The 20,151-nt window shown below is 55.3% G+C and carries 14 protein-coding genes and 1 pseudogene; 10 read left to right on the forward strand and 5 right to left on the reverse strand.

Annotated elements, in window-relative coordinates:
* The first annotated feature begins 82 nt into the window (after positions 1 to 82).
* From CWS43_RS18355 to CWS43_RS18365, 3 genes and pseudogenes are all read left to right on the forward strand, one after another.
* On the forward strand, positions 83 to 949 hold the full coding sequence (locus tag CWS43_RS18355; protein WP_101078532.1) for a hypothetical protein: 867 nt from the start codon (positions 83 to 85) through the stop codon (positions 947 to 949).
* A gap of 3 nt (positions 950 to 952) precedes the next feature.
* The gene (locus CWS43_RS18360; protein ID WP_101078533.1) at positions 953 to 2,980 is read left to right on the forward strand and encodes a hypothetical protein; all 2,028 of its coding nucleotides are present in this window, start codon (positions 953 to 955) and stop codon (positions 2,978 to 2,980) included.
* A pseudogene (locus CWS43_RS18365) lies at positions 2,977 to 3,111 on the forward strand (PAAR domain-containing protein); the annotation flags it as partial. The gene CWS43_RS18360 and the pseudogene CWS43_RS18365, both read left to right, overlap by 4 nt.
* Positions 3,112 to 3,169: 58 nt before the next feature.
* On the opposite strand, the gene CWS43_RS18370 reads toward CWS43_RS18365, so the two are convergent.
* Positions 3,170 to 4,111: an AraC family transcriptional regulator gene (locus CWS43_RS18370; RefSeq protein ID WP_101078535.1), complete on the reverse strand. Its 942-nt coding sequence runs from the start codon at positions 4,109 to 4,111 to the stop codon at positions 3,170 to 3,172.
* A gap of 159 nt (positions 4,112 to 4,270) precedes the next feature.
* On the opposite strand from CWS43_RS18370, the gene CWS43_RS18375 reads away from it, so the two are divergent.
* The 7 genes from CWS43_RS18375 (at position 4,271) to CWS43_RS18405 (ending at position 12,922) form a co-directional block, all read left to right on the forward strand.
* Positions 4,271 to 5,104, forward strand: a complete 834-nt coding sequence (locus CWS43_RS18375) for an oxidoreductase (protein WP_101078536.1) — start codon at positions 4,271 to 4,273, stop codon at positions 5,102 to 5,104.
* 119 nt (positions 5,105 to 5,223) lie between these two features.
* Entirely contained in the window at positions 5,224 to 6,231 is a 1,008-nt protein-coding gene (corA, locus tag CWS43_RS18380; RefSeq protein WP_101078537.1) for a magnesium/cobalt transporter CorA, read from the forward strand.
* Between the two features lie 174 nt (positions 6,232 to 6,405).
* Positions 6,406 to 6,825 carry a hypothetical protein gene (locus CWS43_RS18385; RefSeq protein WP_101078538.1) on the forward strand — a complete coding sequence of 140 codons (420 nt, stop codon included), beginning with the start codon at positions 6,406 to 6,408 and terminating at the stop codon, positions 6,823 to 6,825.
* Positions 6,826 to 6,925: 100 nt separating this feature from the next.
* A complete protein-coding gene (locus CWS43_RS18390; protein ID WP_101078539.1) occupies positions 6,926 to 7,258 on the forward strand; it encodes a copper-binding protein in 333 nt (110 codons plus the stop codon).
* 14 nt (positions 7,259 to 7,272) lie between these two features.
* Positions 7,273 to 8,526, forward strand: coding sequence for a TolC family protein (locus tag CWS43_RS18395; RefSeq protein ID WP_101078540.1), 1,254 nt, complete (start codon positions 7,273 to 7,275; stop codon positions 8,524 to 8,526).
* Positions 8,526 to 9,776 (forward strand): efflux RND transporter periplasmic adaptor subunit, encoded by a 1,251-nt coding sequence (locus CWS43_RS18400; RefSeq protein WP_101078541.1) that lies wholly within the window; start codon positions 8,526 to 8,528, stop codon positions 9,774 to 9,776. The genes CWS43_RS18395 and CWS43_RS18400 overlap by 1 nt, the downstream gene beginning before the upstream one ends.
* Positions 9,773 to 12,922, forward strand: coding sequence for an efflux RND transporter permease subunit (locus CWS43_RS18405; RefSeq protein ID WP_101078542.1), 3,150 nt, complete (start codon positions 9,773 to 9,775; stop codon positions 12,920 to 12,922). Before CWS43_RS18400 ends, CWS43_RS18405 begins: the two co-directional genes overlap by 4 nt.
* 645 nt (positions 12,923 to 13,567) lie before the next feature.
* Here CWS43_RS18405 and CWS43_RS18415 read toward each other — a convergent pair.
* From CWS43_RS18415 to CWS43_RS18430, 4 genes are all read right to left on the reverse strand, one after another.
* Positions 13,568 to 15,997 carry a DUF3772 domain-containing protein gene (locus tag CWS43_RS18415; protein ID WP_101078544.1) on the reverse strand — a complete coding sequence of 810 codons (2,430 nt, stop codon included), beginning with the start codon at positions 15,995 to 15,997 and terminating at the stop codon, positions 13,568 to 13,570.
* Between the two features lie 164 nt (positions 15,998 to 16,161).
* Positions 16,162 to 16,980: a hypothetical protein gene (locus CWS43_RS18420; protein ID WP_101078545.1), complete on the reverse strand. Its 819-nt coding sequence runs from the start codon at positions 16,978 to 16,980 to the stop codon at positions 16,162 to 16,164.
* A 22-nt stretch (positions 16,981 to 17,002) separates the two neighbouring features.
* On the reverse strand, positions 17,003 to 18,661 hold the full coding sequence (locus CWS43_RS18425; protein WP_101078546.1) for a multidrug ABC transporter permease/ATP-binding protein: 1,659 nt from the start codon (positions 18,659 to 18,661) through the stop codon (positions 17,003 to 17,005).
* Between the two features lie 79 nt (positions 18,662 to 18,740).
* Entirely contained in the window at positions 18,741 to 20,129 is a 1,389-nt protein-coding gene (locus CWS43_RS18430; protein ID WP_101078547.1) for an MFS transporter, read from the reverse strand.
* Positions 20,130 to 20,151: the final 22 nt, after the last annotated feature.

The following is a 20,151-nucleotide window of genomic DNA, read 5'->3' on the forward strand; positions in this document are numbered from 1 at the left end:
ATAAATTAGGTTCCTCACTGAGTAGTAAATTTAGTTGTAACGTTGATCTGATGCCGACTAAACCAAAAAATCAAGGATGACCATGAAAAAGCTAACATTACTCTCAGGTGCACTAATATTTTCGCTGATCAGCCTGAATAGCTGTGCGGTGACACCGCCCCCGGTGCAAGCATCGACACAGCCCGAAAAGCGGGCAGTACAACCCATCCCTAACCCACCGCAGGTGATTTATCGTATCGATAAAAATCGCTATCTCACTCTGGAGGACTATTCGAACTGCGATGATGGTTCGATTTATTATCATAATGATAACAAGAAGATAAAAACTAAGCTTTGGTTCCTTTCCAAAGGAACAATGAATTATAAAGGCAAGTTTATCTGGGCCGCGAAAAATGATGACATGCTGGCGATTCCATTAGTGAGTGGAGATAATGATGCATGCGGCGACCCACTCAGAGGCTGTGCTTACAGCATTTTGTCAGCCAGTCATGATGGTGGGAAAACATTTAGTGATATTAAATTTGGTGCAATTAATAGCTCAAGTTCTAAAAATTACACAATCATTGTGACTGATGATGCAATCTATATAAAAAATGAAGGGTATAGCGCTGATAAATACATGGTCAACAGTACAGGTGCATTCATACAGCCACGAGAAATTTTAATAAACGATATTTTTTACAAAAAAATGCTGGCAATAGGAATTCCCCAAGATGCATTGAATAAGGACAATCCTTTGGGAGTAAGTGGCCAGTTATTATCAACTAAATACTCATATACTGACGGGCAACTTTCTGAATTAGGAAATAAAATAAACACAATGTATTATGACATAAGGAATAAAACGCCCCAAGATGAAATGCCTAACCTAAAGTCCTCCCCTCAGAGTACAACTCACTTAAATTGCAATCTCGATTTGATTACCAACCAATCTAAAAATCAAGGATGATTTATGTCTGAAGCTTATCAACACGATCAACCTACTCGCTTACTGAAAAGTGAAACGACACCTAATGGTATTCAACAAGCCAGAAGTACTATGAGCCCGCAAAATGTTTGTGTTCGGGGGGAGGTAAGAAAAGGTATTCAACTCCCAGGCTTGGTTATCTTTGTTCACGGTGTAAACTCGGAAGGCGAATGGTACACATCAGCGGAAGAAAACCTTTGTAAAGGACTTAATCAGCGTCTTGGTCTGAAAGGCACAGATTTTGTACTAAAACCCAATTCATATAATGGAGACAGCACCTTTCCGGTAAAGATCATTAAGAATGAGCGTTCTCCAATTATTCGGTTTTACTGGGGATACCGCTCTCCCAAAGGTACGGAAGATGAGTATTTGATCCCACTACGAACCGAACAAGGTGCAAGTTATCGAGACCTTAATTCTGAAGAATTGAAAAATAATATCCATCCATTTTTCTGGGGAGGAGGACCTTTTCAAAATGGCTGCACGTCGCTGTATTCTTTATGGAGCAAATATGGCTTCAGCAAATGGGTCAACAAAATACCGATCCCGTTCAGTACGCAGTTTATCAATGAAGAAACAGACCGTCTTTTGGCGAATGCTCCGCCGCGCGAATACTACGCCCATGCAGCTGAGCGACTGGCTAATCTGGTGAGAAAGATCCGCGAACTCAGTCCGACGGATACCGTCACCGTTATCTCTCACAGTCAGGGCACGATGATTGCCGCCGCAGCGGCCGCAATGGAGGGCGCCGCGCCCGATGCGCTCTTTGTAATGAATTCCCCGCTCTGTCTGGAAAGCAAAGGGATGGACTATCTCTCTTACCCGTTAGCGGAATGTATTTCTGATGCCGCGAGACGCGTCACCTTTGCTGATATTGTCGGCAAAGTGGCTGAAAATAAGGACCGGCTTAAAAACGCCGATCCTAAGAAACTCGTCTGCGGTCTTGATGGTGCGTGCGAGAACTGGCAACCGGATGGGAAAACCTCTAACCCTGACGTTCCTGAGCGAGACAATCACGGGCGCACGTATATTTATTGCAGCCCGCATGACCGGGTGATGGGGTCGTCACCGTTACTGAGCATCGGCTGGCAAGGGCTTCCCAATACGAAAGCCAGCAACTATACCCAGCCACACCCGGTTTTTGCGATGGTTCCGGAAAACTCCCTTTTTGTGCGCATGCTCGCCCGTAATATGGCCTGTGGCGAAGCGCCTGATCCGCAAACGCCGTTTGGTACGTTGCCGGATATGAGCAGGGACTGGAAACCGGATGGCGGCAAAAAATTCTGGGACAGCAATGATTCTGTGTTTAGTCGTCAGGCATGGCCAAATCCGGACCCAAACCAAAAGCTGTACATCAATGCTGAACAGGTCCTTCAGCCAATAAAAGCGGAGCAGCTGGCTGATTTCGATAGAGACCGTAAACATATTGAAGACTTACCCGCCGATAAAGCAGCGCATAAAATCTATCTGGCTGATAAAAACTACGACACTTATGGTTATAGCTGGAGCACCAACGCCCCGGAAACAGGGAAGCCGAACGACAATACTTACAAATACTACATCAAGCTGTATGGCTTCAATGAGCGCAAAACATTCCCTGTTCCACCAGGCTCCGGCTCTCCCTATGATAAACGTAATGTTGGCAGGGAAAGCGTTGAGCATATGCGTTCACGCATTAGTCAGTATATTTCCCGGCCTGCCGACCACAGTGATTTACCACAGAACCCGTTGTTCCTTCAGCAGGTGGTGGCCTACGACTTACCGATAGGATTCTGTAATATCGGTCAGAAAGAAGAATGGATGCTGATGTTAAGGAAAATGGCTGACTGGACCGCGTTAGGTTCTGATAGTTATTACAAAACAGGCACCTTCACGCCCCCACCGCTGCCCCCCATTATCCGTAAAGACGTGGACGCCGATGCCCGGCAGCGTTATGACGACGCGGTGAAAAAGGCCGAGGCTGACAATATCGCGTTAGTCCGGGCACAGAAACCGCAGGGAGAACTCGCATGAAAAATGTGGTGGTTCTCGGGGATAAAACCTCCCACGGCGACACGGTGATCTCCGCTTCATCAACGTTTGAAATCGAAGGTAAAAATGCGGCACTGTTAAATGACAACGTGAGCTGCCCTGAACACGGTCCGGCGGCAACGACGGATGTGAAAGTCAAAACGACGTCGGGGGTGACGCCGTAAAGGCGGTTTAATGTGACGAGATAAAATCCGAAGGCGTGACCGGGGCAGGTAATGAAAAATTTTGCCTCATTCGCTCAACTTCATTGACCGGCGTCAGCCCGAATAAACGTTTAAATTCGCGGCTGAACTGAGAAACGCTTTCGTAACCCACCTGAACACCCGCTGCTGAAGCCGTCAGATTATTGCGTAACATCAGTAATCTGGCCTGATGCAGACGGGTGGATTTCAGATACTGCATCGGCGACGTATCGGTAATGCTTTTGAAATGACTGTGGAACGTCGGCAGGCTCATTCCCGCCTCTTTCGCCAGCGCATTCACATCCAGATGCGTATCGTATTCTGTATGCAGTTTTCGCAGTGCCTTCATCACTTTGCCGAACTGCCCCTGCATCGTCAGTGCACTGCGCAGCGCGCCGCCCTGCACACCGGTCATCACGCGATAATACAATTCACGCAACATCGCATTTCCCAGAATTTCTGCATCCTGCGGACACGCCATAATCTGTAAAAAACGCAATACGGACGCGCGCATAGCTTCATCCATCGGGCTGGACACCATACTTTTTGGCGATTCCACCGGCTGATACGGATATGCCTCCAGCTGCAACAAAATATCCGCCGCCAGGCTGAAATCGAGCCGCATGTAAATCGCCAGCATCGGCTCATCTTCACTTGCATCGGTTTCCATGGTAAACGGCACCGGCACCGCAACCATCAGATAATGCTGCGCATCATACAAATAGACATCATTCCCGAGAAACCCCCGTTTTCTTCCCTGCACCACGATCACAATTCCCGGCTCATACAAAACCGGCGTGCGCATCAGCGGGCGGTTCGAGCGCAGAAAACGGACATCGGGCAGAGACGTGAGATTGTAGCCTTCCCGCGGCGTCAGCCTATCGAGAAGCGCAACCATCTGGCGTGCGGTTGCGGATGAAGGAATTGTCATATTGCCCCCGGAGGTGAACAGAAAAGTCACCACAGTGTGGCAGAGGACGATATTCCCGTCCAGATGCCTCAGAGGATCAGGCAAACATACGAGAGGATCCGGGCTACGGATTTATCGCCCCGCGCCCTATTCTGGTTTCCCGTTACTGAGGAGCATTTTATGAGCCATTCAAAACTCTTTTTTATTACCGGAGTCAGCAGCGGCTTTGGCCGTGCGCTGGCAGAGGAAGCGCTGAAAGCCGGACACCGTGTCGCAGGAACGTTGCGTAACCAGCAGGCCAAAGAAGCATTCGACGCGATTGCCCCAGGCCGAAGTTTTGGGCATATCCACGACGTGACTGATTTTGCCGCCATTTCTGCACTGGCTGACGCCATTGAAAGCGAAACCGGCCCTGTCGATATCCTCGTCAATAATGCCGGATACGGACATGAAGGAATCATGGAAGAATCGCCGCTCAGCGAGGCGTTGCACCAGTTTGACGTCAACGTGTTCGGCGCGGTGGCTGTGGTCAAAGCGTTTCTGCCTTACTTCCGTGCCCGCCGCCGCGGCCATATTCTCAATATCACGTCCATGGGCGGCTTTATTACGATGCCGGGGATCAGCTATTACTGCGGCAGTAAGTTTGCGTTGCAGGGGATTTCCGAGACACTGACCAAAGAGCTGAAGCCTTTTAATATTGCCGTCACGGCCATCCAGCCGGGATCATTTCGTACCGACTGGGCGGGACGTTCAATGGTGCGTTCACCGCGAAGCATTGCGGATTATGACGATACTTTCGGCCCGATCCGCGACACGCGTGAAAAACGCAGCGGTCATCAGCCCGGCGATCCGCTGAAAGCCGCCGCCGCCATTTTGTCGCTGATTGACAGCCCCGCGCCACCGGCCTCATTGCTGCTGGGCAGCGATGCTGTCACGTATGTGAGGGAAAAACTGCAACAAATGAATGCCGATATTGATGCCTGGGAAACGCTCAGCCGCTCAACCGATGGCTGAAACATCCTTTTCAGAACCCCGGTAAACGCAATTCCATCAGACTGCGCTATTCTGTTCAGACATTGAAAATAATCCTGCCTGCGGGCGGGATTTTCGTCTGAATAACAATCGGGTAAAAAATGAACGACATTTCTAATGAAGATAAAAAACCCAGCTGCGATTCAGTGATCAACAGCGTTGCCTACCGTGACGGCAAGCGGTTGCAGGATGTCACCGTTGAAGACATCAGCGAAGTGCTGAAAGAGCCGGACACCTTTGTGTGGCTCGGTTTGTGGCAGCCGGAAGATGCGTATATGCGTAGCATTCAGGAAGAGTTCGGGCTGCATGACCTGGCAATTGAAGATGCGCTCACCGCCCATCAGCGGCCGAAAATCGAGCAGTACGGCGAGTCACTGTTTATCGTCACGCACACCGCACAAAAGGTGAATGAAACCATCGAGTACGGCGAAACGCATCTGTTTCTCGGCAAAAATTTCCTGATCACCATCCGCCACGGCGCGTCGTCTAGCTATAAAGAAATCCGCAAACACGCCGAAGAACGCCCGGACATGATGAACAAGGGGCCGGCTTACGCGCTGTATTGCGTGCTGGATTCTATCGTCGATAACTACCTGGAAATTCTGCACCGCTACACCGAAGAATTCGACGCCATCGAAAAGCTGATGTTCCAGAACACGTTTAACCAGCAAGCCGTGCAGCAGGTGTATAAACTGCGCCGCGATCTGCTTTCGCTGCGCAATTCCGCCGTGCCGATGGAAGATATCTGTAATCAGCTCAGCCACCATTATGAAGAGCTGATGCCGAAAAGCCTGCGCGCCTACATTCGTGATGTGCAGGATCACGCGAATCAGGTGATCCGCACCACCGACGATATGCGCGAAATGCTCTCCAACGCCATGCACGTGAATCTGGCGCTGGTATCGGTGCATCAGAATGAAGTGGTGCAGCGCCTCGCGGGCTGGGGGGCGATTCTGGCGATCCCGACGGTGATATTCAGCCTGTACGGCATGAACTTTAAAAACATGCCAGAGCTGGACGACTGGTGGGGATATCCGGTCACGCTGGGTGTCACGGTTGCCGGTTGCGCATGGTTATACTGGAAACTCAAAAAATCGGGCTGGCTCTGATATTATTACCTGAAGCCGCACGTTAATTAACATGCGAATAACAGAAGCCGCTGTTATTCGCTCTCTTTAATTATCCTGACAAATTTACCGCCGACTTATTCTATTTCTCCTTCCCTCTGCGCGTTATTTCCTTATATACTCGTTCGCATCTTTCCCTCCGGAAATAACCTTCATATGTCAGTGCGTTCCGCGATTTCACAGTTTATGCATTCACTGCGCTTGCCCGGCAAGCGGGTCAGTGCGTTGCTGTTCGCGTTGTGCTGGCTGCTGTTGAATTCTCAGCTGGCCCTCGCCAGCCATCAGTGCGACATGCGCCCGCCGGTGGAAAACACCACGATGTCGCACAACGAATACATGCAAATGCCTGATTCGCCTGAGCATAGGCAAAGCCAGTCCGTGCTGTGTGAAAAGCACTGCGTGCCGGAGAGAACCCAGTCAGACAGCGGAAACGTGCCCATTGTGGCGCTTCCGGTTGCCCCGGCACTCGCCGTCATTACCCTTAATGCCAGCGTGGCGGTCACCACCGCCGACTGGGTAGCTCCACAAGTCACCGCCCCGCCTGCTGAAGTTCAGTTCTGCCGATACCGGGAATAGCCCCTGCTGTCAGCGGATGCATCTCCTTGCATCTGAATAATCTTATTTATCTGCCGTAATAACGGCGTTTATCTGATATGACAGTATTGGAGTTATTCCCATGCGTACAATTTTAAATAGTTTTGTCTTTAGTCTTTTCTTTATTTCCGCTTATTCCTTTGCAGAAACGATGCAAATGGACGGCCACACCATGGCGATGGAAAACGTTCAGACCTATGAATCTGAAGGTGTGATCACGCAATGGCAATCCGACCGCGTGGGTATTTCTCACCATGCGATCCCTGCCCTTAAATGGCCTGCCATGACCATGAATTTCCGGTTACCGCCGGAAATCGCCGCGAACTCCCTGCCCGCCGGTACGCCGGTGGCGTTCAGCTTTGTCAAAACGGACACGGCTTATCAGTTGCAAACACTGACACCGCTGAAACGCTAACCGGGAGAAACACCATGTTGAATTTACCGCGTCACCCCCGGGTGACGTGGCACTGGCTGCTGGCTTTTATGCCGGTCAGCGCCTTTGCCGCACCCGTAACTCTTCCGCAGGCGCTGGTGGCCGCGCAGGGATATTCGGCGGAGCTTTCTGCCAGCCGTCATCAGATTAACGCACTGGAAAACCGGGCGGATTCCGCCATGCAGTTGCCGGATCCGAAGCTGAAATTCGGGATTGAAAACCTGCCCGTCGGCGGCAGTAACGACCAGCGTTTCACCCGCGAAGGTATGACCATGGAGCGGATTGGCATCATGCAGGATTACGTGAGCAGCAGTAAGCGCGAGCGTAAGGCCGACACATTGCGCGCCGAATCCCGGCAGGCGGCGGCGAACGGCCAGAGCATCCGTGCCCAGCTACAGCGCGACGCGGCGCAGGCCTGGATGGAACTGGCTATCGGCAATGAAACCGTGAAGCAGCTGAAGGCGCTGGTGGATGAAAGCCAGCGGCAGATTGGCGTGCAGCGCGGCGGCGTCAGCAGCGGCAGCGCCCTGCCTGCGTCGGTGCTCGACGCACGTCTTACGCTCATCAGCATGCAGGACAAACTCACCGAGGCCGGACGCGACGTGCAGCTGGCGCGCACCCGGCTGAGCCAGCTGACCGGCATCGATCAGCCCGAAATCCTCGGTGCCATTCCGCCGGTCAGCGAACTGCCCGCCGAAGCGACGCAGGCCGACAGCATCAGCCAGCATCCTGAAGTTCTTCAGGCGCGGCGTGAGGCGGAAGTGGCGCAGGCCAAATCATCCGAATCAGCGATTGCCGCACTGCCGGATATCGGCGTTGAAGTCTATTACGGCCGTCGCGCCGACAATTATGACGACCTCGCGGGCGTGATGGTCACCGTGGATTTGCCGCTGTTTACCGCATCACGTCAGGACAAAGATCACGCCGCCGATCAGTCGATGGCCATGGAAAGCAATGACCGGCTGGCGCAGCTCATCCGCACGCATCAGGCACAGCTGACCACGCTGCTGGCACAATATCAGGCAGCGAATACCCTGTGGCAGCGGCAGAAAAATGACGTTATTCCGCTGCAACAACAGCGCGTCAGCGTGATTCAGGCGCAATACCGTGCCGGAAAAAGCAGCCTGAATGACGTACTGGAAGCCCGCCGCAGCCTGCTCGACAGCCAGATTGCCCAGCGGAATGCCGAACTGGACGTCGCCCGCTACTGGGTCGCCCTGCGCTACCTGGCACCTCAGGAGAACAACTGATGACTACCGTTAAAACTTACGGCCTGCTGGCGCTTTGCGTCGCGGCCGCGCTGGCCGTGGGTTACCAGGCCGGACGCCATAATGCGCCTGCTGAATCAAAAACGGCGTCTGCGCCTGCCGGACGAAAAGTGTTGTACTGGTACGACCCGATGACGCCGGATCAGCGTTTTGATAAGCCGGGCAAATCGCCGTTTATGGATATGGATCTGATGCCACGTTACGCCGACGAAGTGGCCGACGACGGCGGCGTCACGGTCAGTGCCCGTCAGCAGCAAAATCTCGGCATGCGCAGCGCGAAAGCTGAGCGCCGCACCATTTCCTCGCCGCTGAATGTTTACGGCACGGTCACTGCCGACGAACGCAGCCTGCGCACGGTGGCTGCCCGCGCAGGCGGTCTGGTGGAAAAACTCTACGTTGCCGCCAGCCAGCAACAGGTGAAAAAAGGCCAGAAACTGGCGACGTTGTGGATCCCCGACTGGACCGCCGCGCAGCAGGAATATCTGGCGGTACGCCAGCTCGGTGACCGCAGCCTGAGCGCCGCCGCCCGTCAGCGCCTTGCACTGCAATTTATGCCGGAGGATATTCTCAGACGTATCGATAAAACCGGCCAGCCGCAGACGCGCATTGACGTCGTGGCACCGGAAGACGGTTATCTCAGCCAGCTGAATGTGCGTGAAGGCGCGCAGGTGGCCGCCGCGCAGCCGTTGTTTGAGCTGACCAGCCTGAAACAGGTGTGGATTGTGATGGATTATCCGCCGTCCGCCGCCGGGCAGGTTCAGGTCGGCAGTAAAATCAGCGGCAGCACCGACAGCCAGCCGGGCGACGTGTTTCGCGGCGCGGTCAGTGAATTACTGCCCGACGCCGACGCCGTCAACCGCACGCTGAAAGCCCGCGTGGTGATTGATAATCCGCAGCAAAAACTGCGCCCCGGCATGTATCTCACCCTGACGCTGGACGCACCGTCACAAGCGCCGGTGCTGGCAATCCCGCAGGAAGCGCTGATTCAGACCGGCACCCGCAATACCGTGCTGCTCGACGACGGCAACGGGCATTTCACGCCGCAGACGGTCACCGCAGGGGCAACGCGTGACGGCTGGACGCAAATCCTTTCCGGCCTCAGCGAAGGTCAGTCTGTCGTGACCTCCGGCCAGTTCCTGATTGATTCAGAAGCCAGCCTGCGCAGCGCGCTGCCCGCCGCTGCCGGTGCTGAAACCACGTCAGACGCCCCTCAGCACGGGAGCCACTTATGATTGCCACCGTGATCCGCTGGTCGCTGCGCAACCGGCTTCTGGTGCTGCTCGCCGCCCTGATGATGGCGGGCTGGGGCATCTGGTCTTTGCAAAAGGCCCCGCTTGACGCCCTGCCGGATCTCTCCGACGTACAGGTGATTGTGCGCGTCAGTTATCCGGGCAAGGCGCCGCAAATCATCGAAGACCAGGTCACGTATCCGCTGACCACCACTTTGCTGTCAGTGCCCGGCGCGAAAACCGTGCGCGGCTTTTCGATGTTCGGCGATGCCTACGTTTACGTGCTGTTTGATGACGGCACGGATCCGTACTGGGCGCGTTCCCGCGTGCTGGAATATCTCAGCCAGGTGCAGTCCTCGCTGCCGCCGGGCGCAAAAGCGTCGCTGGGGCCGGATGCCACCGGCGTCGGCTGGATTTATGAATACGCGCTGGTCGATAAAACCGGTCAGCATAGCCTCGAGCAGCTGCGTGCGTTACAGGACTGGACGCTGCGCTATGACCTGAAAACGGTGCCCAACGTTTCTGAAGTTGCCAGCATCGGCGGCATGGTGCGGCAGTATCAGGTGGTCGCCGACCCGCAGCGGATGCGCGCACGCGGCGTGACGCATCAGCAACTGGTCAGCGCCCTGCAAAGCGCTAATCAGGAAAGCAGCGGATCGCTTGTTGAAATGGGTGAAGCCGAATACATGGTGCGCACCTCCGGTTACCTGAAAAGTCTGGATGATTTCAACAACGTGGTCGTGGCCGTCAACGGCGGCATTCCGGTGCTGCTTTCTGACGTCGCGACCGTGCGCACCGGCCCGGAACTGCGGCGCGGCGTGGCGGAACTCAACGGTGAAGGCGAAGTGGCGGGCGGCGTTATCGTCATGCGCTCGGGCAAAAATGCGCTGGAAACCCTGAAAGCGGTAAAAGTACGCCTGAACGCCCTCGCCCGCACGCTGCCCGCCGGTGTGGAAATCGTGCCGGTGTATGACCGCCAGCCGCTGATCGAACACGCCGTCGAAACGCTGTCGCACAAACTGGTGGAGGAGTTCATCGTCGTGGCGGTGGTCTGCGCGCTGTTTCTGTTCCATTTCCGCTCGGCGCTGGTGGCGATCATCACGCTGCCGCTCGGCATTCTCGGTGCGTTTATCGTCATGCATTATCAGGGGGTCAGCGCCAATATTATGTCGCTCGGCGGCATTGCGATTGCCATCGGTGCCATGGTGGACGCCGCGATCGTAATGATTGAAAACATGCACAAAGTGCTCGAACAATGGCGACACGATCATCCTGGCCAGAAGCCGACATCCGCGGATTACTGGCAGGTTTCCGAACGGGCTGCCATCGAAGTCGGGCCTGCGCTGTTTTGCAGTTTGCTGATCATCACGCTGTCGTTTATTCCGGTGTTTTCGCTCGAAGCGCAGGAAGGCCGGATGTTCTCGCCACTGGCGTTTACCAAAACCTACGCCATGGCCGTTTCTGCCGGGCTTGGGATCACGCTGGTGCCGGTGCTGATGGGCTATTTTATTCGCGGCAAAATCCCGGATGAAAACGCCAGCCCGATCAACCGCTGGCTGATTTCCGCTTACCAGCCGGTGCTTTCTGCGGTGCTGAAACGCCCGAAAACCACGCTGGTGTGCAGCGGCCTGTTTTTGCTGGTGTCGCTTTATCCGCTGTCAAAGCTGGGTAGCGAATTTATGCCGCCGCTCGACGAAGGCGATTTGCTGTATATGCCGTCCACGCTGCCGGGGATTTCCGCCCGCGAAGCGTCCAGATTATTACAGCAAACCGACCGGCTGATTAAAACCGTGCCGGAAGTCGCCAGCGTGTTTGGCAAGGCCGGACGCGCCGACAGCGCCACCGACCCCGCGCCGCTGACCATGATTGAAACCACGATCCGCTTCAAGCCGCGCGACCAGTGGCGGCCCGGTATGACGCCGGACAAACTGATAACGGAGCTGGATAACGCGGTGAAATTACCGGGCATCGCCAACGTCTGGGTTCCGCCGATCCGCAACCGGCTGGACATGCTGGCAACCGGCATCAAAAGCCCGGTGGGGATTAAGGTGAACGGGAATAACATCGCGCAAATTGAGCAGGTGGCGCAGCAAATTGAGCATATCGTGAAGCAGGTTCCCGGCGTAACGTCGGCGCTGGCCGAGCGTCTCGAGGGCGGCCGCTACGTGGACATCGACATCAACCGGCGTGAAGCTGCGCGTTACGGTGTCACGGTTGCCGAATTGCAGTCGCTGGTTTCAACGCTGGTCGGGGGTGAAAATATCGGTGAAACACTGGAAGGGCGCGAACGGTATCCGATCAACCTGCGTTATCCGCGTGAACTGCGCGACAACGTGCAGGCGCTGCGTGATCTGCCGGTGCTGACCGCGTCCGGCGCGCAGGTGCCGCTGTCGGCGCTGGCTTCGGTCAACGTCACCGATGGCCCGCCGATGCTGAAAAGTGAAAACGCCCGCCTGTCGGACTGGATTTATGTCGATTTACGCGGACGTGATCTGAAATCTGCGGTGGAAGATATGCAGCAGGCGGTAAATCAGCAGGTGAAATTGCCGGAAGGCGTCACCGTCAGCTGGTCGGGGCAATTTGAGTATCTGGAACGTGCGACGGCTAAACTGAAAATTGTCCTGCCTGTCACGCTTCTCATCATTTTTGTCCTGCTGTACGTCACGTTCAGCAGCGTGCGTGATGCGGCCCTGATCATGGCGACCCTGCCGTTTGCGCTGACCGGCGGCGTCTGGCTGCTGTATCTGCTTAATTACAATCTCTCCGTCGCCGCCGCCGTCGGCTTTATCGCACTGGCCGGCGTCGCCGCCGAGTTCGGGGTGATTATGGTGCTGTATCTGAATCAGGCAGTTCAGCGTCAGCAGAAATCCGGCGAATCGCTGACCGAGGAAGAACTCTGTGACGCCATCCACCACGGCGCGGTTCTGCGCGTCCGGCCCAAAGCCATGACGGTCGCGACGATAATGGCGGGATTACTGCCCATCATGTGGGGCGGCGGCACCGGTTCAGAAGTCATGCAGCGTATCGCTGCGCCGATGATTGGGGGAATGCTGAGTGCGCCGCTGTTATCGATGCTGGTGATACCGGCGGTTTATTTGCTGCTACACAGGCGCAGAAGTGGGAAAACTTCGGTTTTACACTTGCAGTGAAGCGCTGTTAGCAGATCGAGAAAGTTTCGGTTTCTCAATAACTGAGATCACTTTACGCACAGCGCCGAAACCGACCTAAGAGGCCCAGGACGGGGCCTCTTTGGAATCTCCACGTCTTTTTTACTACGCGCTATCGCTGGGACGACGGACATGTTCAGTCGCATCAGCGTGTGGCGCAAATCCAGGCACTTCGTGCTGCCTTCACTCGGTCTTCGAGCCATAGGTCTCGAAGCCGCTCCGTTCAGCTGGATTTTGAGCGCGCCATCTCACCATTGAAAATAATCGATTTTTGAGACTTCTTCGTTTTTCTAAATAATGAATGGCATGGCAAGGTTGCGAACTATCAGCCTGTGGCCGCTTTCAAACATCGCGCCGCAGGGAGAGGTGGAAAACCGCGTATCTTTTCGCGCGGTTTGTAACCCGACTGAAGGGAACCGCGAAGCGGCGGGATTTTGCGGCACTAGCAGGAGTTGCTGAAACATAGCCAGCGAGCGGTAGCGCGCAGTGAAAGAGCCTGGGGGGTCTTGGGGGGTGGCGGCGATATGCCGCCCCCCAAGTCGGTGTGGGCCGACGCCCACGACCTTGACCTTGAACTTGAACTTGAACTTGAAAGCCAGTTTGGGCGGCGAGCCCAATAAACAGAGTTTACGACTCCTCTGTTTGGGCGTTCCTCCCACTCCCGGGTCTCTCAATGACCATGGTCTGGGTCTGACTCAGGCTGATCCCCGCATCACGCAACATCTTCAGAATTTCGTACAACAAGTCGCTTCGCGTCGCACTCACAATACGCGGGCTGTTCACGTAGCCGGTCACGCTCAGGATGATGCCGGTCGGGCCCAGCTCTTTAAAGCTGACGGACGCCGCAGGCGCATCGAGGATTTGTTCGTGCGCGTTGTAAGCTTCAAGCAGCAAACTGCGAACCTGCTCCGGGTCGATGTCGAGCGGGAATGTCAGCGCGATAGTCGCCACGCCCTGCGCGTTACCCATGGTGGCGTTACGCACGTTCTGAGAAATCAGCTGGGAGTTCGGCACAATCACGGTGGATTTGTCGCTGAGCTGGATTTCGGTTGCACGGACGTTGATCCGGCGGATATCCCCTTCCACACCGCTGATACTGATTAAGTCGCCCACTTTCACCGGACGTTCGGTCAGCAGGATCAGACCGGAGATAAAGTTCTTCACAATCTCCTGTAAACCAAAACCGATACCGACCGACAAGGCGCTCACGATCCACGCCAGTTTGTTCCATTCGATACCCAGCGACGACAGCGTCAGCAGGATGATCAGCACGTAGCCGACGTTGGTGAACAGCGTCACCAGGGAGGCACGCATCCCGCGATCCATCATGGTTTTCGGCAGGAAATCATTATCCAGCCAGCGACGGGCAGAACGCAGAACATACCAGCCGACCACCAGACACAGCACCGCATTCACCGCGTGCGCCGGAATAATATTGACGCTTTCGAGGCCTTTACCGCCCCAGATATCGACAATTTTCGCCAGTAATTCCAGCGGCGTTGTGCTGCCAAAAGTGCCGTTAAGCAGCGCGACTGCGGCAAACAGCAGCAAAGCAGTTTTACCGATCGCCGAGAACAGCGTAGCCGCCAGCGACAGATGGCGGTCATTGACGCTCAGGGTGCCTTTGATGATTTTGCCGCTGTGGGTGCCCGGCGCGAATACGCTTTCACACAAATCCACCACGAAATGAATCAGCAGATACAGACAGCTCAGCACCAGGCCAATCCACAGCAGCTCAAAGGTCACGAAGCGAGCCAGCGGGATATAACCAATCAGCAGCGCCAGCAAAATAATGACCGCCGTGATGCTGATGACCAGATGGATTAACCCGGCCAGCGTGGAACGGGCTTCAGTGTGCTCGCCGTCGGCTTTCATTTTGCGGCGCATTCTGTTGACGCGTACCGGCGCAATCAGGCAGTTCAGCGCCACCAGCAAGGCCGCCAGACCGTTGCCAAATAAGGTGGCGGACACGCTGGCACCCACCAGATTATTCAGCTCTTCGATAATACCAAACAGGAAAATAAAGGTCGCCAGCAGCACCGGGAAAGAAGCCAGCGTTTTTGCCAGCGGGTCGGCAATACCCGGCAGACGCCATGACGGATGGTTATTCGATAGCAGCGCAATCCCCAGCCCGGCGATCAGGGCGGAGAAAAACGTCAGTTCGACCAGTTGCTGGGCGAATTCATTCACCCACGCAGAGGTATCCGGCAGACGGGTAAAGACATACCCGATCAGCTGAACGCTAAACCCCAGCGTCAGGGTTGTGCTCAGCGTGGTGAAACAGGCGAGGAAACTGCGGCGAAAACGCCCCTGCGGCAACCAGCGCGGCAGGATCCAGTTCATCGGTTTATCGAGCAGGCGGCGGCCGAAAATGCCCAGCGCCAGCGCCAGCAACAGATAAATGCCCGAGCCGATACGCCATTCCGCGCTCCACGCCTGCCCCCAGGCATCGCTGACCTGCGAACCAAAATCACTAAAGCGTGCAGAGTCGTCGTCATTAGGGGTGAACAGCGGCGCCCAGAAGTTCCCGCCCAAAATACTGCCGGTGTTCAGGGCAATCTGGGTTTTCAGCGCATCACGACGCAGCCCGGAGATCTGTGAGGACAGGTTACGCGCTCCCACCGCAATGGCTTTGGTCTGTTCAATCTGCGTGGTGAGAAGGGTTTTGCTGCTGTTGAGTTTATTACGCTGGCTGATCACCTGCGGCGTTTCAGTCAGCGTACCCGGTGCCGGTGCCGGACCGAGAACGTCAAGCTGAGCCTGAACCTGCGCCAGCTCTGGCGTCAGTGCGGCGGCCAGTTTATCGGCGTCTTCGGCCAGCGTTTGTGCGGCATCGGTCAGGCCGGTGAATTTTTTATCGGTTTTCGAGGTGGAAACCTGCTGCTTGAGCTGATCGAGACGTTTTTGCAGCGCAGGCAGTGCCGTGCTGGCGTTGACTTTGGCCGGCTGTGCGGCGGCTGTTTGCCCCGTGCTGTCATCCGCCTGGCTCAGTAACGGCGTCATCAGCAGACACGACAATAATGCCAGTAATAACGGCACTCTTAACATTTTTTGCATAGAAAGAGGGTTCCGGAAGTTCATTATTTTTACAAAACAAGAGTGTTTGAGAAGAACGGCGTAAGGATACCCTTTCCTGTTAAGAAGAATAGTAGGGATTGTCTGTTATGTTGCCGTTATGCCGCGGCGGGCCGCACGTTCAGACGCGCAGCCCGCCGGGAAGATTAGGGTTTTGCCCCCAGCATCTGGCGCAGAATTGCCGCCGAGTCTGCCGGTTGCAGCGCAAGAATACCGGAATACAGGCTGATGGAAATCTCGCAAACTTTCTCGCGATCGACGTCCGGTTTGGTCAGGTCGCTGAACATCTGCAACTGCTCGCCGTACATATTCGCCAGCGCTTCACGCACCGGTGCCATCATCTGTACCACTTTTTCTGTGCTGACTGCCGCAGGTTGTTCGCTCTGCCCGCTGCCGGTCACCAGCAGTAAATCATTCATGGTATTGAGATCTTTGCGGAACAACTCTGGTGGCAAGAGTTGTGCGGTATTAATCCCACCGCTGACCTGCGGATACAGAAACTTAAAACAGCTGCCATCTTTACGCGCCTGTAAGGTCTGCATTTCTTCAAGATTCACCTGCATTGCGTCGTTGACGTTGGCATCCGGCGCATGGCTGATGCGCTGCGTGAGCAATACAGAGACCATCGGTTTCACCGTATTAATGGCGTCCTGCTGTGATTTACCTTCTTTACGAAGCTTGAGAATATTGCTGCGGATCTGCGCGTACAGCGCCGGTTCCTGCGTTTTGATGGTGTTATAGAGCGGCAGCTCAGACAGCGCCTGATCGACCTTTTGCTCTTCGCTGTTGCTGGCAAGATGCGGTTTTACCACCGCACTCCACAGCAGATTGCCACCGATAAACAACACCAGGAACAGGATCACCGCAGGCACGCGGCTTAACATGCCTTTTTTGTGCAGCAACCCGATCAGTAAGCCCAATATGACGGCACTGACACCCCACACCACCCCTTCAGTCCAGCTCATTCCTGTTCCTTTTTATAAACGGTTAAAGGCCAATTTGTGCGACCGCATCACGGCTGGCGTCGGTGCGCTCCTGCCCGTGCAGTTCTTTCAGTTTGCCCTGACGCATTTCCAGCAAACGATCGGCGTGTTCAAAATAGTGATCATCGTGGCTGATTGCCAGCACGGTTTTACCCATATCGCGCAATTGTGGCAACAACTCGCGGTAGAAGGTCCGGCGGAATTGCGGATCCTGATCGGCCGCCCATTCGTCAAGCAGCAGGAAATCGCGCCCTTCGGCCGCCGCCAGCAGTAAGGCCACGCGTTTACGCTGCCCGGCGGAAAGCTGAAGATTGGTCACTTCGTTGCCGGTGAAGCGGAGTTTTTCTTTCATGTTCAGGCGTTGCAGCCAGTCTTCCACCAGCAGCGGATCCGGCTGTTTGCCCTGCGGGCCGATAAGCTGTCCGAACAAGTGGAAATCGGTAAAGACCGCCGAGAAAAGCTGGCGATACTGTTCGGCGTTTTCCGCCGTGACCGCCACACCGTCCAGCAGGATTTGCCCGGAGCGCGGCTGATACAGGCCGGTCAGCAGCATCGCCATTGTCGATTTCCCGCTGCCGTTGCCGCCAATCAGGAAGACCAGTTCGCCACGGGAAATAGTGAGATTCAGCGGCCCGACGCCAAAGCCTGCGCCGTCTTCTTTTCCACCGTAGCTGAACGTCAGATCGCGTAATTCGAGAGTCTGCCATTTTTGCGCAATCTGCGCAGGCGCGAAGTCTTCCTGATAATCCGCCAGTTTCAGTGCTTTCAGCTTGCCGAAAGCCACCTGTGCGCTCAGTAAAGTCGGCAGTGCGCCGACGGCTTGTAACATTGGCGTACGCAGGAACAGCAGCGTCAGGGAATAAGTGGCGGCGACGTCGGTATTTGACCAGCCGAGCGTGTTCGCCATAAAGAACACCAGGCCAATGGCGCCCAGCATCATGATATTCGACCAGTTCACGGCGCTGAGATGGAAGGTATCGGCACGGATAATGTGATGGCGGTATTCTTCGGCGTCCTTGCGGTAGACATCGTCAAACAGATGACGCGCACGCTCGCGGTTCAGCGCCAGCTCCTTGCGCCCTTCTATCACTTTCTGATAATCCGTTTGCAGCTTGTCTTCGGCGTCGCGGACTTTCGCCAGATGGCTGTACACGTGAGACACCAGTTTGAAACCGCCAAAAATGGTGATCAGCAGCCAGATGACGGTGACCAGCAGCATTTCCGGGGAAAGCCAGGCCAGATAACCCGCGCAGCCGATGGTCAGAATGATGCCCTGCACCAGCTCAGGCAAACGCACGAAGGCCAGCGTGATATTGCGGATATCGCTGCCGAGGCTGGCGAGCAGTTGCACGTTACCGATTTGCTCGATGCGTTCGATATCGGTATCTAAAATGCGTTTGATGAATTGCCCGCGCAGGCGGTAGATAAAGTGGTGGCCGAGCACGGTGAGCGCCAGCTGTGAGCCGAGCGTAACAGCCATCAGCAGCAGTAATAATCCGAGAAACTGCGGCAGAACCATCAGCGAACCCTGCGTGGTTTCAATCAGCTTAAGATTGATGAACGCAATCAGGCCAATGCCCAGTACGGCGCTGAGCAGACTCAGCGCCATCACACCTAAAAACGGCCAGCGATATTGTTTAAAGACAACGCGTAACAACTCCATGAATTGGTCTCATTCTGAATGCAGGGGAATAATGCTGCACGCAGTTTAATGACACACCTTGTCATATCAAGAACAATTCTCATTTTAGACGCGGTTCCGGGCGGATCACCATGCGTTCGAATTTTCCGGCGACCACCAGATAGCCAAACATGCCGAGCAGACCGTGGGCGCCGACAAACCACAGCGCATAGTTAAAGGAACCGGTGACGGCGACGATATAGCCAATCACTACCGGTGTGATAATCCCCGCGACGTTGCCCAGACAGTTGAAGACGCCCCCGCTGAGGCCGATCATTTTTTCCGGCGCGGTATCCGACATCACCGCCCAGCCAATCGCCGAAAGCCCTTTGCCGAAGAAGGCCAGCGTCATCAACGCAATCACTGCCGCGTCCGTGGACACAAAATTCGCCATCGCCAGCATGGCGGCAAAAAACATCCCCAGCACGAACGGGGTTTTACGGGCTTTAGACGGGCTGACGCCGCGACGGATCATGTAATCCGACATCACGCCGCCCAGCACGCCGCCGGTGAAACCGCAAATCGCCGGTAACGCCACCACCCAGCCCGCCTGCATCACCGTCATTCCGCGTCCTTTGATCAGGTAAATCGGAAACCAGGTCATGAAGAAATAGCTCATTGAGGTGATGCAGTATTGCCCGATATAAATGCCCCATAGCGTACGGCTCTGGAATAGCTGCATCACTTCGCGGAAGGTGAATTTCTGTCGTGATGCGCGGCGGTTAAGCTCCAGATCGACCAGCGCCCCGTTGGCCCGAATATGCTCAAGCTCAGCAGGTTTGATGTACGGGCTGCTGTGAGGTTCTTTATAAAAGGCAAACCACGCAATCCCCGCAATCAGCCCCACCGCGCCCATCCACAGGAAAACGTGCTCCCAGCCCAGCGCGTGCGTGAGCCACGCCATAATCGGCGTAAACACGCCAATCGCCATGTACTGCGCGGAGTTAAACAGCGAGGTAGCGGTTCCGCGTTCGTGGGTCGGGAACCAGCAGGCGACGATGCGGGCATTGGCCGGAAACGCCGGTGACTCCACCAGCCCGAGCATAAACCGCAGGAAGAACAGCATAATGGCAGCAGAAATCCCGCTGACGCCAAACCAGCCCACGGTACCCTGTAACATCGTAAACACCGACCACAACACCAGGCTGCACCCGTAAACACGCCGTGCGCCAAACTTATCCAGCAGCCAGCCGCCGGGGATCTGACCAATCATGTAAGCCCACGCAAACGCAGAGAACACCATGCCGAGCATCACCGGATCGAGGCTGAGCACCCGGGATACTTCCGTGCCGGCAATCGACAGCGTGGCGCGGTCGGCGTAGTTGATGACCGTGATTGCAAAAATCATCCCGAGGACGACGTAACGAAAATGACCGGGTCTGGCCTGTTCTGCCGCAGATTCCCGGATCACCGGTTTCTGGCTATCTGACACATCTGTAGGGGACGTCATGTTTTCTCTCCAGACTTGTGAT

This window comes from Rahnella sp. AA (assembly GCF_002834385.1).
Lineage (GTDB): Bacteria > Pseudomonadota > Gammaproteobacteria > Enterobacterales > Enterobacteriaceae > Rahnella.